This is a genomic window from Trichococcus sp., assembly GCF_049589555.1.
Classification (GTDB): domain Bacteria; phylum Bacillota; class Bacilli; order Lactobacillales; family Aerococcaceae; genus Trichococcus.
This window is the reverse complement of record NZ_JBAWAZ010000308.1, coordinates 1-13,893: the sequence shown is the minus strand read 5'-3', so window position 1 is coordinate 13,893 and position 13,893 is coordinate 1. Positions and strand designations below refer to the sequence as shown.

Below are 13,893 nucleotides of genomic sequence, written 5' to 3'. Positions count from 1 at the left end.
TCCTCCGCCAATTGATCGGCTTTCTTGAAGCCGATGCCTTCGATATCCTCGAGCAGTCGGTAAGGATTTTCATTCAGGACAGTCAGCGTTTCGGTGCGGTAAAAATGAAAGATATTCGCTGCCTGATTATTGGAGAAGCCATAGTTACCCAATGCGATCAGGATCTTCTCGGTTCCTTGCGTCTGCATCAGCACATCGCGCATCATTTCCCTTTTTTTGGGCGTCATGCCGCTGATGCTTTTCAGAGCTTCCGGGTCATCAAGGATGACGTCGACCGCTTCCTCGCCAAAAGTTTCCACGATTTTTTCGGCTGTACGTTTCCCGATTCCCGGGAAACGTTCCCCCGACAAGAATGCAATCAACCCGTTCTTGGAGGTGGGTTTTTCCTGCTGATAGGAAGTGGCTTGGAATTGGACACCGTATCTTGGGTGCTCCACGACCTCACCGAAAAAGCGATAAGCTGTATCTTCGGTTATCTGCCCGAAGCTTCCCGTCACAACAATTTCATCATGCTTTTGCGGGAGATTCGATTCATTGACTGAAATCAGCATGACTTTGTAGAAATTACTCGCGTTTTCAAAGAAAATCGCTTTGATTTCTCCGACGATATAGCCTTGTTCTGTATCCATCCGGATGATCCCCTCCCTTTTTTGACTATTCAGATTTGTTATAAGATTCCTTAAGAACGATACCACAATTCGCGCCCAAATTAAAGAGAGGCCGGAGAAAAAACCGACCTCTCACTCATTATTTAGATGTACTGCAGGGTGCGTTCGGCTTGATATGCCTTATCGATCGTGCCCCCGCCCAGACACTCCATGCCGTCATAAAATACGACTGCTTGGCCTGGTGTGATGGCGCGGACCGGCTCCGCAAATTCCACACGGGCAGTCGTTTGGTCTTCGTTCAGGTAGACAGTGACTGCAGTGTCCTGTTGACGGTAACGGAATTTAGCCGTGCAGGTGAAGACGGATGGTTTTTTCACTTCGGATGTGAAATGGATATCAGTCGCATCCAGACTGTCGGCATATAGGTTCTCATGGTGATAGCCTTGGCCCACGTAAAGCGTGTTGGTCGCCAAGTCCTTGCCGATGACGAACCAAGGATCATCGGATTCCCCGCCGCCGCCGATTCCCAAACCTTTTCTTTGCCCGATCGTATAGTACATCAATCCGGCATGATCACCCATCACATCTCCGCTTAAAGTGACCATTTTGCCCGGGATCGCCGGCAGAAAGTTCGTCAAGAATTCTTTGAAGTTCTTCTCGCCGATGAAACAGATGCCTGTAGAATCTTTTTTCTTGGCAGTCGCCAAACCCGCTTCTTCAGCAATGCGGCGCACTTCCGGCTTTTTGATCCCGCCCAGCGGAAACATCGTTTTGGAAAGTTGCTTTTGGGAAAGCTGATTCAGGAAATAAGTTTGGTCCTTATTGTCGTCCACTCCTCTAAGCAAATGAGCGGTGCCGTCTTCGTCACGGACGACTTGCGCATAATGCCCGGTTGCGACATAATCCGCGCCCAGTTCCATCGCATAATCCAAGAAAGCTTTGAATTTGATTTCCTTATTGCACATGACATCCGGATTCGGCGTCCGGCCCTTCTTGTATTCGTCCAGGAAATATTGGAAGACCTTATCCCAGTATTCTTTTTCGAAATTGACGGAATAATAGGGAATCCCGATTTGCTGCGCAACAGCTTGCACATCCTTGTAATCTTCGGTTGCCGTACAGAATCCGAATTCATCCGTATCATCCCAATTCTTCATGAAAATGCCGATGACGTCGTAGCCTTGTTCCTTCAAAAGCAATGCTGTGACAGAAGAGTCAACGCCACCGCTCATTCCGACCACCACGCGTATTTTTGAATTGTCTTGCATGCCTATCACACCCTTACTTGATTTGTGTATTTTATCACTTCTTACAATATATAAGTTAAACCCGATACAAAAAAACAGTTTACACCATCCCGGCGTATATTTCAAGCTTTCTTGCCTGGCCGCATACAACCCGATGGTCACATCAGCCTGGCGATAAGCATCAGGATAACTTGATGGATCGGATAGTAGGCATAACCGGCCCATTTCGGCAGCGGTCTGATCTGAAAATCAAACGGCAGAAGCATGGGAATAATCGCCACCGCAGCGAGTGCCTGCAACGAGGGGAATTGCAAGGCATTCACCAACAAAAACAGAGCAATTCCCGCTGCGACATGTTTTTCCGACAGCACATAGATTGTCCACCCCATCAAAAAGCCATACAAGCCGTATTCCGTAAATTGGACCAAAAAGATTGCCGGCAAGATGAACCTGTAGTCTTTGATCGATAAGGCAAAAAGAGCCAACGTGAAAAGGATATTGAAGACATTCCCTGTTTGGGCGGTTATCGGCATACTGATGAGCCCCGTCAGCACCAAGCGCAGCAGATATTTGCGGAAATCACGCGTCTCCCTTACCCCTTTCACGGTTGTATACAAAAAACAAGGGAAGGCGATGCGTCCGACTACTCGAAGAAAAAGCAGTGAAGGGAACAGATAATAGCCGATATGATCGATCGTCATGGTGAGGATCGCAATCCATTTGATGAGTGCCGTTTTGTTGTTGTACCCCATCCGATCACTTCCTTTCTATTCATTTTCACCAAGCTGCAAAAAAACTTTCGCAATAAAGAAAACAAAGCAGAAAACCTTGGGAGGATTTCTGCTTCATTTTCAGGGACACTGTCGATCAGACTGTATAAGGTTTCGCATCCAGATTCAGGTGTGCCAAAGCTTGCTCGATGTCTTCGATGATGTCTTCAACGTTTTCAAGCCCTACCGAAAAGCGGATCAGGCCCGGCGTGATGCCTGCTGCCGCCAATTGTTCATCGGTCAGCTGTCTGTGGGTTGAACTTGCCGGATGGAGCACGCAAGTCCGGATGTCGGCCACATGGACTTCATTGGACGCCAGCTTCAGGCTGTCCATGAATTTGATGGCATTTTCTCTACTTCCTTCGATGGAGAGCGAAATGACGCCGCACGTTCCGAGCGGCAAATATTTATTCGCCAATTCGTGGTACTTGTCTCCTTCTAAGCCCGGATAATTCACAAATTCAACTTTTTCGGATTGTTTGAAATATTCAGCGACTTTCAAGGCATTGCTGCAATGTCTGTCCATCCTCACAGGCAGCGTTTCAAGCCCCAGATTCAGCAAAAAGGCAGCATTGGCGGTTGGGTATGCCCCCATGTCCCTCATCATCTGTACACGTGCTTTTGTGATATATGCAGCGTTCTCGAAGCTTTCCGTATAGACGATGCCATGGTAGGATTCATCCGGTTCGGTGAATTCTGGGAAATTGCCGTTTTTCCAGTCAAAATTGCCGCTGTCGACAATGACCCCGCCCATCTGTACAGCATGGCCATCCATATATTTCGAGGTGGAATGAACCACAATGTCCGCTCCAAACTCGAACGGTCTGCAAAGGTATGGCGTCGGGAACGTATTATCCACGATCAAAGGCACGTTGTTGTTGTGAGCGATCGCTGCCCATTTTTCGATGTCCAAAACGGATAAAGCAGGATTTGCGATGGTTTCACCGAATACAGCCTTCGTGTTCGGTTTGAACATTTTTTGGATTTCTTCTTCAGGCAATTCTTGATCGACAAAAGTGCATTCGATTCCAAATCGCTTCAAGGTTACGGCAAACAGATTGATGGTTCCGCCATAAATGGAGGCGGTGCTGATGAAATGATCGCCCTCCTTCAGGATGTTCATTAAGCTGATCATGGTGGCTGCCTGTCCGGATGTTGTGCATAAAGCCCCTACGCCACCCTCCATCGCCGCAATTTTCTCTTCCACGGCCGCAACAGTAGGATTGGAGATGCGCGAATACATGTGTCCGGCAGCCGTCAAATCGAATAATTTACCGATATGTTCTGTCGAGTCATATCTGTACGTAGTGCTTTGGTAGATCGGAAGCGCACTTGGCTCACCGTTCCCTGGGTGATACCCTTCGTGTAAACATTGTGTTTCAATTCTCATCATTGACCCTCCTCATTAAGATAATGCTCATAATCTCATGTATATTTAACATTTTACCACAATTCCAAAAGGCTTTGTTGAGGTATTGAGACGAAATCGAAAGATCCCGAGGAACAAAAAAAGACAGAGATTGTCTGTCTTCCCGACTTGCTATTCTTCGATGAACTGCACCGTACCGTTTTCAAAAGCCTTGATGCGCGCCAATGAATAGACATCCATGCCTTGCTCTTCCAGAATTTTTCTGCCTTTTTGGAAGGATTTCTCGATGACGATACCGACACCGGCGATCTCCGCTCCAGCCTGCTTACAGATTTCCATCAAACCGTTTGTGGCTTGTCCGTTCGCCAGAAAGTCGTCGATGATGAGGACGGTATCGTTCTCGTCAAGATATTGTTTGGAGATTGTGATTTCGTTGGTGACATCTTTCGTGAAAGAATAGACGGTGGCCGAATAAAGATTGTCTTTCATCGTCAGACTCTTTTGCTTTCTTGCAAAAACAACTTTCACTCCCAATGCCAAACCCGTGAATACCGCAGGCACGATGCCGGATGTCTCAACCGTCAGAATCTTGGTGATTTTTTTGTCGGCAAAATATCGTGCAAATTCATCCCCCAATTGTTGCATCAATACGGGGTCGATCTGATGGTTCAAGAAATTGTCCACCTTCAGCACGTTGTCCCCCAACACGATGCCGTCCTTCAATATGCGCTCTTCAAGCAATTTCATAAAAAATCCTCCCTAATCACATTTCGTTCTATCTATCAGCCGCTTGAGAGAGTCGGCTAGCATGACATATTTCCGTTAACAAATAACAGTAAAACAATACAGATAATCTTCGCTTTTGTCAACCATCCGTAAGCGTTATCGCCGATTGGGGCAAGCATCAACCCGGAAAGACGAACAAATCTGCATTTGCACAGTTTTTTATCCGCAGAAGAAAAAACGAGAAGGATCCGCATGTCGGATCCTTCTCGTTTTTGGTTGTACAGCTTAGTCTACGTATACTTCGGAATCTTTGTTCATCCATGCGTACAGCAAACCGATGATCAATCCGCCGCCGATGTAATTTCCGATCATCGCGAAGAACCAGTTCGTCAACACGCTGCCGACCGTCATCCCTGGCAAAGCGCCGCCGAATGCGAAATACGCAAGGCTGAAGGACGAGAAGTTGGCGATAACGTGTTCAAAGCCTAAAAATGCAAAAATGAAGATGATGAAAATGGTCGAGAAAAGCTTGCCGGCGTCATCCTTCATATGGGCGCTCACAAATACAGTCGTATTTACGATGACGTTCGCGAAAATACCTTCGGCTACCATCTGTATAGGTGTTTTGAGCAACTTGCCTTCAACTGCATGGAAAAGGAAGTGCTCAGCCGGCAAATCTTGGAAAATGTTCGTGAATGACATGACGAATGAAGCGATTGTGCCACCGATAAGGTTGAATAGAATACAAGCGAATAAAATTGCTAAAGCTCTTTTTGGTGCCAACACCTTGCGGTATATGGCTGCTGTCATATACATCATGTTGGATGTACCCAATTCTGTGTTCATGTAATTGATCATGACCAAAGACCATGCAAACATGAATGAATAGAAAAATTTCCCGCTACCGGGCAGCATATGTTCTGCTTTTTCAGCGACCATAACTGCGATTGATGTACCCAACGTCAAAAACATACCAGCAAGCATACATCTGATGAAATATTTTACTTGTGAAGTCTCAAATAAATGCGACTTCTTTAGGGCGCTTTTATCAACTGTAGTCATGGCTGCGCCTTGATATTTTTGTTCCACTTTCTTCATCTCCCGAATTGTTTGTGCGATTCTGAATAAGTATATCATATTTCATAAGAATTGGAATGAAAAAAATAGCGGTTTATATAATTATATTAATGTACTTATAGTGTGCATCGTGTTTTTTTGGTGCACATGCATCCAAGTGGGTTATGTTTTATATTTTATTTTCAAACAAAAAGACCGTTCGCAAGAATTACTCTTACAGAATCGGTCCCTAGTTTTCAGATATCACAAATAAGTTTGGATCACTCCGCCGCTTCAGTCAGGACTCCATTTTCGACCAAACTGTCCAAAATATATTCCAACTGTTCTTTCGCAGCCGACATGGTTTCCTTGCCGTAGACATTCACTGTCTGCAATCCGTTGCTCGTCGTTGTGGAAACTTTCAATGTTTTCAGATCGGCAGCGACGACAATTTTCACTTTGATCCCTTGTTTATTCAGCACACTGTTGTCCAAATCGCGTACCATTTGGAAATTGCCGTTTTTGGTTTCTTCAAAACCATTGTCGCGCAAAGTGTAGCGCTTCACCTGTTCATTCAATCGAAAGGTTTTTCCGGATCCCTTTAAAGATACATTTTTTTCGAATGCCATATGCAGTCCTCCAAGATAACGTTTTCTCTATCATAACACATTTATTTCTTTCGTTCAGCCGTTCTTGTATTGCTTATTGTGGATGCTTTGCAGCAATGCGATCAGTGTGTCCGCCTCATCGGTAGTGTTATCCGGTCCGAAAGAAATGCGCAGGGATTCCGTTGCTCGTGGATTCCCCTTTCCGTACATCGCTGCCAATACGTGACTCGGTTCAAGACTGCCGGCTGTACAGGCGGATCCTGCAGCCAGCATGATCCCTTTGAGATCGCACTGGATCAGCATTTTATCGGAACGCATGCCGGGCAGCCAGATGTTCAAGATGTGCGGTACCCCTTCAGGATAGACACCGTTGCATTCAAATGGGAGGCCGCTCTTTTCAAGTTCACTCAGGAAATAATCGCCCAATTCACGCTTTTTGCGGTTGCTCTCTTTGCGTTCTGCTTCCATCAGAGTGACTGCCTCGGCAAACCCTCTGATGTAGGGCGTATTTTCCGTTCCGCCGCGGTGGTCGTTCTCCTGGCTGCCGCCATGGATGAAATTAGGCAGATGCAGGCTATTTTTGCGGTATAAAAATCCGATGCCTTTGGGACCATTGATCTTATGTGCGGAAACGGACAAGAGGTCGATATGCTGTTGCCCGACATCAATCTGCTCGCTGCCGTATGCTTGAACGGCATCTGTATGGAAAAGGATATGCTTCTCCGCCAAAAACGCACCGATTTCGGCAATCGGATTGATGCTGCCCACCTCGTTGTTCACATACATCAATGAGACAAGGATCGTATCCTCGCGAACCGCATCCTCCACGGATTGCAGGGTTACTCTCCCGGCAGCGTCCACCCTCAGATAGGTCACCTCGAAGCCTAACGTTTCCAGATAATTCATCGGATGCAGGACTGCATGGTGCTCCGCTGCTGAAGTGATGAGGTGTTTGCCCTTTCCCTTCAGAGCCAATGCAGTCGGTATGATGGCTGTATTATTGGATTCGGAGCCGCAGCTCGTGATGATGATATCAGCCGGATCTGCTTGGATGGATGCCGCAAAAATTCTGCGCGACTGGTCGATATGCTGTCTTGTTCGCCTTCCGAGATCATAGGTGCTGGAAGGATTCCCGTAATCTTCGCTAAGTGATTCCTGAATGACAGCCACAACTTCAGGTCGCACCGGGGTCGTAGCGGCGTGGTCGAAATAAATCAATTTGTTACCTTCTTTCTTTCACTTGTCTTTCTAATGTTCAAAATAACTGTTCAGCCAACGGTACAGGCGTATTTCGATGCTAGTATCTGTTTCCGGAGAGGAATCCCGGGCAGCTGCTGGTCCCTGTCCCAGCAATTTCTTCGCTTCTTCAACATCAACACGACAGAAAAACGCATAGGCCGCCCTAATTCTGTTGTTTGCATACCAGTACCTTTTCAACAAAGGATGGGCTAGTATTTGGCTGTGTTTTTCCTCTGCAGTGATGATCCGTCCGAACAACGCATCGCAAAACAACGATTCCATCACATAAATCGGCCAATAGACCGACTCTTTGACTGGGCGATTGGCCGAAAAAGTCTGCAGCAAGTTATCGGCTTCTTCAAAATCCAGTTCCCCCAAAGCGCGAACATACGCGACCATGTAGAAGTAGTCAACCAGGAAGGTTTTTTGATACTGAGCATCTTTTACGTTTTCGAAATAGGCGTCCGGCAAATCCGCAAAAGGGACTTTTTCTTCGATAAGCTGAGCCATTTCCAATTGCTGAAACAAGAGCTTGCGCGCGTGCAAAGATCGGCTTGTTTCCCTCAGCAAGGCTCCATCATTCTGCGCTTTCGGCAGCAGGTTCGCTAAAGCCATCAAGACTGGCACAAGACTGAACAAAACGAACAGGGAGCCTAGCTTCAGCTCCATCGAAAAAGCCGTCCCGTACAGGGTTACCCCTGTCAAAGCGTTAGCAAAAACCCCTCCCAGAAGGTAGCCACGATAAGGCAATTCCGCATAGTTCCCTTTCGGCGGCGCCATCAAGCATTGGCCCGCCAGCACAGGGGAGGCAGCCTGCATATGATGCAGGCTATGATCCGCTTGGCTATATTTGTAACGTCTGACTTGAAAACTGACCAGCCGATAACCGCTCAATTTTCCGAAGAGGAAATGTCCCCCTTCATGAAGAAAAATGTGTACATAGATGGATAAAAACAGGCCAACCGACAGAACAGGAATGAGCAGGGGATCAAAAGACAACAGATTCCCCCAATCGCTGAATCCCTTCGCGATCAGATATCCGTACAGCATGATGATGGTTATTGAAATGTAGATGGCAATTCTCAGAAATGACTTTTTCATAAAATTCCCCCTACTCTTCCTCCAGATGCATTTCCGGGAACAATAAGCGCAGTATTTCCATCGTCAAACGTCGACTTTTCCCTTGGTATGGATAAATGTGGATCAGCATGGCAGGGTTGAAGTTTGCCTCTATCACCCCATAATTCGGCTCCATTTGCGAGGCCGGGACCAAATGATCCGGGATGATGATATCTACTCCGCAGACTGCAACACCCAGTGCGGCTGCCATTTGCACAGCCAGCTTTTTGTAGCTGTCGTGCATCTGATCCGTAACATCAATCGAATCGCCACCGGTGCTGATATTGGAATTATCCCTTAATCGTACAGTCTCCCCTGTCGGTGGGATACTGTCGAAAGTATACCCTTGGCCTTGGATCGTCAACTTCTCGAGTTCCCCGGTTCCGATCAATGCCAACGGCGTACGATGATTTTTGCCGCGCAAGCTGTCTTTATTCTTTTCCTCGACCAATTGACGGATAGTCCGGCTGCCATCGCCTACAACATTGGCGGGTACACGCAGCAATACGGCCTTCGTCTCATTGCCGATGACAAAGAAACGGTACTCGGTGCCGGACAAGTAATCTTCCACAAGCACATCTTCATCTTCTTCAAATGCCATATGGATGGCTTTCTCATAATTCTCAAAGGAAGCACCTTCCTTAAAAATGGAAATCCCTAGACCATAGTTCGTGGACTTTGGCTTGACGACGATGCCTTTCCCGGCAAAGATAGGATAGTCGCGCAAGGCTGCTTCGACAGAGTGGTACTCCCCACTTTCAGGAACCGCGAATCCGTTCTCCGCCAGTATTTTTTTGGTGACGACCTTGTTTTCCATGATGAGCGGGCCGATGTAGCTGTCCTTTGCCGTCATATTGCCGTTCTTCACGTATTCGCGATGGTCCTTGTAGGTCAGCGAGATGAATTGGTCATAACGGTCGAGCATGTTGATTTTTAAACCTTTTTGGATGGCATCGAACATCAGGATCTGCGTGGAGAGTTCCATGTCCTCAAAGCCTCTCAACGCATACGGACGTTTCCAGGCAGCATCTTTGTACTTTTTGGCCAAAGATGCTGCCCAAGCCGTTTTGTCCTCTCCCGCTTCCAATGCGTTGACCATCTGGCCCGCCACTGTTTTCTCCGGATTGTGGAATGCTTCGATTTTTTCTTTGACGATTGCGCTGATTTTCTCTTCTGCGCCGATCGCTTCCAGCATATCCAGCATACCTTCGAGGACGGACAGCCCTTCCGCTTGGAATGCGGATGGCTGCAGAGGATTCTCCAAAGCAGTGCTGTAATTCATTTCTTTCCCGATTTTCATCTCTTCGTCGTTGGCATCTTGCTCGATCCACAATAAATAGAGCAGGAAATAATGGATGAAGTACATATCCTCTTTATGCATGCCGAACTCAGCAAATGGGTTCAGATCGAACAACCTGAATTCAAGATAGGCGATTCCGTTCGTGAGCAAATCACGCGCTTTGTTGGCCCCCCTGAAACGGACAGTGGAATAAAATTCTTTTTCGGCAATGAGCTTGCCGTTTGTCACCATTTCTTCGATATCCTGCACGTAGGCATCAATCGATTCAAAAGAAACATGCACGTCCGCTTTATTGACGTATCCGTACTTGCTGCTGCGGATGCTCCTTGTGTACCTGTCCAGAGGCAAATCGTGCTGCGTTTCTTTTTCGAAATAAGATTTGTCGGCTGAAACGGATCCCCCCATAAGATAGGTCATGATCCATTGGTGACGGATGAAGTTATGCGCCATCTTCAAGTAGACATCCGATTGGAACGACTTAAGCGTCCCGGCAGAACCGGAAAGCTGATGAAGCTCTTTGATGAGGGCAGGATTCAATTCGAAGTTGAAGTGGATGCCGCTGACCATCTGCTTCTTGTTCCCGTAAACAGAAACCAAGTACTCCCGGTACGCCACATCATCCGAACTGTCCAACTTGGCTACTTTGATTTCTTCGCTCTCCGGCATGGTCGGCGGGATGCTGCAAGGCAACAGATATTCATCTTCCGGCAAGGAGCGCAGCACGACATCATGGATAGCCATCAGCCATTCATGTGTTTCCTCGATCGACTGCATCGGCGGCGTGATCAATTCCGGTTGGCTTTCCGCAAAGTCAGTCTGTATGTAAGGATGGAAACTGCGATTACCGAATATTGTCGGGTGGTTTGTCTTGGCGATCGTACCCTCGCTTGTTATTCGTTGGCTTTCTTTTTCGATTCCAAAAGAGGCTTTCGAAAATAATGCCGATAATTTATGTGTTAAAATAATCTCTTTGAAATCTGTCATTATATGCGCTCGCTTTCTGCTTCCAATTTTCAATGTATTCATTATAGCTTTTCTGCTTGTAAATAGTAAAGATGTTGCCTGCCATTCTTTTCAATCAATTTTCACGAATCCGTAAAAAATAACCGGGCGAATGTTTGTTCTTTTTTATGAGATGGCATATAATGGGTAGAGAAAAAGGAGCGGAGAATAATGAAACAACCTTTAGCATACCGTATGCGCCCCGTCCACATCGATGAAGTCATCGGCCAAACTCATCTGGTCGGCGAAAATAAAATCATCCGCCGCATGGTCGATGCCAAGATGCTTTCTTCCATGATACTGTACGGTCCACCGGGAATCGGCAAAACCAGCATAGCGAGCGCCATCGCCGGATCGACCCATTCGGCTTTTCGGCAGTTGAACGCCGCCACCGATACAAAAAAAGACCTTCAGATTGTCGTGGAGGAAGCCAAATTTTCTGGCCAGGTCATCCTCTTGTTGGATGAGGTACATCGGTTGGACAAACCCAAGCAGGATTTTCTCTTGCCGCACCTTGAAAGCGGCCAGGTCATCCTGATCGGCGCCACCACCGAAAATCCATACATCAGCATCAGTCCCGCCATCAGGAGCCGGACCCAAATTTTCGAATTGAAGTCCCTGACCACACAGGACGTCATATTGGCGTTGAAACGGGCTATCGCTGACGAAAAACGCGGTTTGGGAAAAGAAAAGATCGTGATCGACGAAGATGCCTTGCTTCATTTCGCCAGGAGCACGATGGGTGACGTGCGCGGTTCGCTTAACGCCTTGGAATTGGCTGCCCTATCCACCAAACCGGATGCGGACGGAACCGTCCACATCACCTTGGATATCGCCGAGGAGTGTGTCCAAAAGAAAGCGTTGGTCCATGATAAGAACGGCGATGCCCATTACGATGTCATATCGGCCTTCCAAAAATCGATACGCGGCAGCGACGTCGATGCGGCCATGCATTATCTGGCCAGGTTGCTGGAAGCCGGCGAATTGCTGATCGCCTGCAGAAGGTTGATGGTCTGTGCCTACGAAGACATCGGCTTAGGCAATCCGCAAGCAGTGGCCCGCACCGTTTTGGCCGTTCAGGCGGCGGAAAAGTTGGGCTTGCCGGAAGCCCGCATCCCCTTGGCCAACGCAGTCGTCGATCTGGCCCTTTCGCCGAAATCCAATTCGGCTTACCTTGCCTTGGACAGCGCTCTGGCGGACGTGCGCGCCGGAAAGTCCGGCGACATACCGGATAGCCTGCGCGATGCCCATTACAGCGGCGCAAATAAACTGGGCCGCGGCATCGGTTATCAATACCCGCACGATTTCCCGGATCACTGGATCAAACAACAATATTTGCCGGATTCGCTGAAGAATCGCCGCTACTACGAGCCGGCTGCAACGGGCAAATACGAGCAGGCCCTGGCCAACCAATTGCAAAACCGTTTCAATAAAGATTCCTGAAGAATGATTGGTAGCGTTTAACCTGTTGCTGCTGTGATGTTTCCGAACCGAAACGTTTGTCTTTTGCTTGCCAACGTTTGATTAATATGCTACTATACGTATATAGATTTCTGAGGTGTTCGACATATTCTCAATGTGTTGACCGAACAATTTATTACTACCTTGGGATCCTGTTTATTCCGGTGGATAACACGCCTTATCATTTGGTAGTTAGAGACTGGATATTGGAGCCCACCTGCTTATATGCGGGTTCAAAACTAGTAGAATATACTCACCGGCACCATCGGATTTCTAATAAAGTTTTATACTTTTGGAGCTGCTCTTTGAGCAGCTTTTTTTGCAGACTGGAGTATGCGGGAAAACACTTCTTGAGCCATTATCCCGCTATTTCCTTGAGGAGGACGCACTTTGGTAGAATTGTTGATTGCCCTTTTTTCATTATTGCTGGTTTCGACCGGACTTTTCATGACTTTGAAAGGCCCCACTGTCTTTGTGTTGGCTCCGGACCGGATCACCGAACAACAACGCCAACAGATTTGGCTTTTTTTCCGCAATGGCGGAGCCCTGTACATGTTGATCGGGTTTCTCTGCTTGCTGACGATTTTCTTCAGGAGCACCCTGCTTTATGCATTTGCCGTACTGGTTGCCTCAGGGTATACAGCACTCTTCAGCATCCGCCTGGCCGGCATGATGAAAAATCAGAGCCGCTGACCATTAAATTCCCGGAAACAATCGCATACGCTTTCATTTTTATGGAAAGTGAAGTAAAATAAACTTGTAAGCGATACTAGTTTAGAGGAGTGGTTAATATGTTTCAAGAGTATAAGAAGATTTTGATACCGGTTGACGGATCCAGAGAATCAGAATTATCCTTCCGTAAAGCAGTGGAAGTGGCCAAACGGAATAAAGCAGCCATCATCATCACTCATATTATCGATACAAGAGCGATACAGACGCCTACAGGTTTTGAAGGCAGCTTTACGGATGAAATCGTCCGCCAATCCAAAACATTGATGGAAGAATACAAAACCTATGCCACTAACGAAGGCATAACCGATGTTCAAACCGTCATCGAATATGGTTCACCAAAAGCCATCATCGCGAAAGATTTGCCTGCCGAATATGGCGTGGATCTGATCATGATCGGTGCGACCGGCCTTAATGCCGTCGAAAGACTTTTCATCGGCTCCGTATCCGAGTACGTCATCCGCAACGCACCCTGCGATGTATTGGTCGTCCGGACCGACCTCGAGAATAAACCAAAACCTAAAAAATAAGTTAGAAAAGCGGAACGGGTTCGTTCAGCTCTGAAAGAAATTTAGGAAATCGTGCCGACTGAGCATCGTAGAGCGCAATAGGTACGATTTATCTAATTTCCGAAGGGCTAACCCGTGAAGCTAGCCATC

Annotated in this window: 13 protein-coding genes and 1 other RNA gene; 4 read left to right on the top strand and 10 right to left on the bottom strand. The window is 47.2% G+C overall.

The window, feature by feature from the left end:
- The 10 genes from WBV27_RS10755 to gshAB all read right to left on the bottom strand — a co-directional run.
- The coding region (locus WBV27_RS10755; RefSeq protein ID WP_424201951.1) for a YrrC family ATP-dependent DNA helicase at nt 1-629 on the bottom strand (629 nt) is incomplete at its 3' end.
- Between the two features lie 122 nt (nt 630-751).
- Nucleotides 752-1,876 (bottom strand): tRNA 2-thiouridine(34) synthase MnmA, encoded by a 1,125-nt coding sequence (gene mnmA / locus WBV27_RS10750; protein WP_424201949.1) that lies wholly within the window; start codon nt 1,874-1,876, stop codon nt 752-754.
- Between the two features lie 137 nt (nt 1,877-2,013).
- The gene (locus WBV27_RS10745; RefSeq protein WP_424201947.1) at nt 2,014-2,607 is read right to left on the bottom strand and encodes a TraX family protein; all 594 of its coding nucleotides are present in this window, start codon (nt 2,605-2,607) and stop codon (nt 2,014-2,016) included.
- Between the two features lie 115 nt (nt 2,608-2,722).
- The gene (locus tag WBV27_RS10740; RefSeq protein ID WP_424201945.1) at nt 2,723-4,015 is read right to left on the bottom strand and encodes an O-acetylhomoserine aminocarboxypropyltransferase/cysteine synthase family protein; all 1,293 of its coding nucleotides are present in this window, start codon (nt 4,013-4,015) and stop codon (nt 2,723-2,725) included.
- A 150-nt stretch (nt 4,016-4,165) separates the two neighbouring features.
- Nucleotides 4,166-4,741: a xanthine phosphoribosyltransferase gene (locus tag WBV27_RS10735; RefSeq protein WP_272160900.1), complete on the bottom strand. Its 576-nt coding sequence runs from the start codon at nt 4,739-4,741 to the stop codon at nt 4,166-4,168.
- A 264-nt stretch (nt 4,742-5,005) separates the two neighbouring features.
- On the bottom strand, nt 5,006-5,782 hold the full coding sequence (locus tag WBV27_RS10730; protein ID WP_424201953.1) for a formate/nitrite transporter family protein: 777 nt from the start codon (nt 5,780-5,782) through the stop codon (nt 5,006-5,008).
- A gap of 275 nt (nt 5,783-6,057) precedes the next feature.
- A complete protein-coding gene (locus WBV27_RS10725) occupies nt 6,058-6,405 on the bottom strand; it encodes a cysteine desulfurase (RefSeq protein WP_424201943.1) in 348 nt (115 codons plus the stop codon).
- Nucleotides 6,406-6,459: 54 nt separating this feature from the next.
- A complete protein-coding gene (locus WBV27_RS10720; protein ID WP_424201941.1) occupies nt 6,460-7,602 on the bottom strand; it encodes a cysteine desulfurase family protein in 1,143 nt (380 codons plus the stop codon).
- Nucleotides 7,603-7,632: 30 nt separating this feature from the next.
- On the bottom strand, nt 7,633-8,724 hold the full coding sequence (locus WBV27_RS10715; RefSeq protein WP_424201939.1) for a hypothetical protein: 1,092 nt from the start codon (nt 8,722-8,724) through the stop codon (nt 7,633-7,635).
- 10 nt (nt 8,725-8,734) lie between these two features.
- Nucleotides 8,735-11,026: a bifunctional glutamate--cysteine ligase GshA/glutathione synthetase GshB gene (gshAB, locus tag WBV27_RS10710; RefSeq protein ID WP_424201937.1), complete on the bottom strand. Its 2,292-nt coding sequence runs from the start codon at nt 11,024-11,026 to the stop codon at nt 8,735-8,737.
- 189 nt (nt 11,027-11,215) lie between these two features.
- Between gshAB and WBV27_RS10705 the strand changes: the two genes are divergently transcribed.
- The 4 genes from WBV27_RS10705 (at nt 11,216) to WBV27_RS10690 (ending at nt 13,764) form a co-directional block, all read left to right on the top strand.
- Nucleotides 11,216-12,487: a replication-associated recombination protein A gene (locus tag WBV27_RS10705; RefSeq protein ID WP_424201935.1), complete on the top strand. Its 1,272-nt coding sequence runs from the start codon at nt 11,216-11,218 to the stop codon at nt 12,485-12,487.
- Between the two features lie 104 nt (nt 12,488-12,591).
- A non-coding RNA gene (gene ssrS / locus WBV27_RS10700) (6S RNA) lies at nt 12,592-12,781 on the top strand.
- Nucleotides 12,782-12,895: 114 nt separating this feature from the next.
- A complete protein-coding gene (locus tag WBV27_RS10695) occupies nt 12,896-13,198 on the top strand; it encodes a hypothetical protein (protein ID WP_424201933.1) in 303 nt (100 codons plus the stop codon).
- A 98-nt stretch (nt 13,199-13,296) separates the two neighbouring features.
- Entirely contained in the window at nt 13,297-13,764 is a 468-nt protein-coding gene (locus tag WBV27_RS10690; RefSeq protein WP_086985387.1) for a universal stress protein, read from the top strand.
- The last annotated feature ends 129 nt before the right edge of the window (nt 13,765-13,893 follow it).

Bases quoted from the DNA above. Each gene is read 5' to 3' on its own strand.
- WBV27_RS10725 (WP_424201943.1), bottom strand. From the start codon at position 6,405: ATGGCATTCGAAAAAAATGTATCTTTAAAGGGATCCGGAAAAACCTTT.
- WBV27_RS10730 (WP_424201953.1), bottom strand. From the start codon at position 5,782: ATGACTACAGTTGATAAAAGCGCCCTAAAGAAGTCGCATTTATTTGAG.
- WBV27_RS10715 (WP_424201939.1), bottom strand. From the start codon at position 8,724: ATGAAAAAGTCATTTCTGAGAATTGCCATCTACATTTCAATAACCATC.
- WBV27_RS10690 (WP_086985387.1), top strand. From the start codon at position 13,297: ATGTTTCAAGAGTATAAGAAGATTTTGATACCGGTTGACGGATCCAGA.
- mnmA (WP_424201949.1), bottom strand. From the start codon at position 1,876: ATGCAAGACAATTCAAAAATACGCGTGGTGGTCGGAATGAGCGGTGGC.
- WBV27_RS10705 (WP_424201935.1), top strand. From the start codon at position 11,216: ATGAAACAACCTTTAGCATACCGTATGCGCCCCGTCCACATCGATGAA.
- WBV27_RS10745 (WP_424201947.1), bottom strand. From the start codon at position 2,607: ATGGGGTACAACAACAAAACGGCACTCATCAAATGGATTGCGATCCTC.
- gshAB (WP_424201937.1), bottom strand. From the start codon at position 11,026: ATGACAGATTTCAAAGAGATTATTTTAACACATAAATTATCGGCATTA.
- WBV27_RS10735 (WP_272160900.1), bottom strand. From the start codon at position 4,741: ATGAAATTGCTTGAAGAGCGCATATTGAAGGACGGCATCGTGTTGGGG.
- WBV27_RS10740 (WP_424201945.1), bottom strand. From the start codon at position 4,015: ATGAGAATTGAAACACAATGTTTACACGAAGGGTATCACCCAGGGAAC.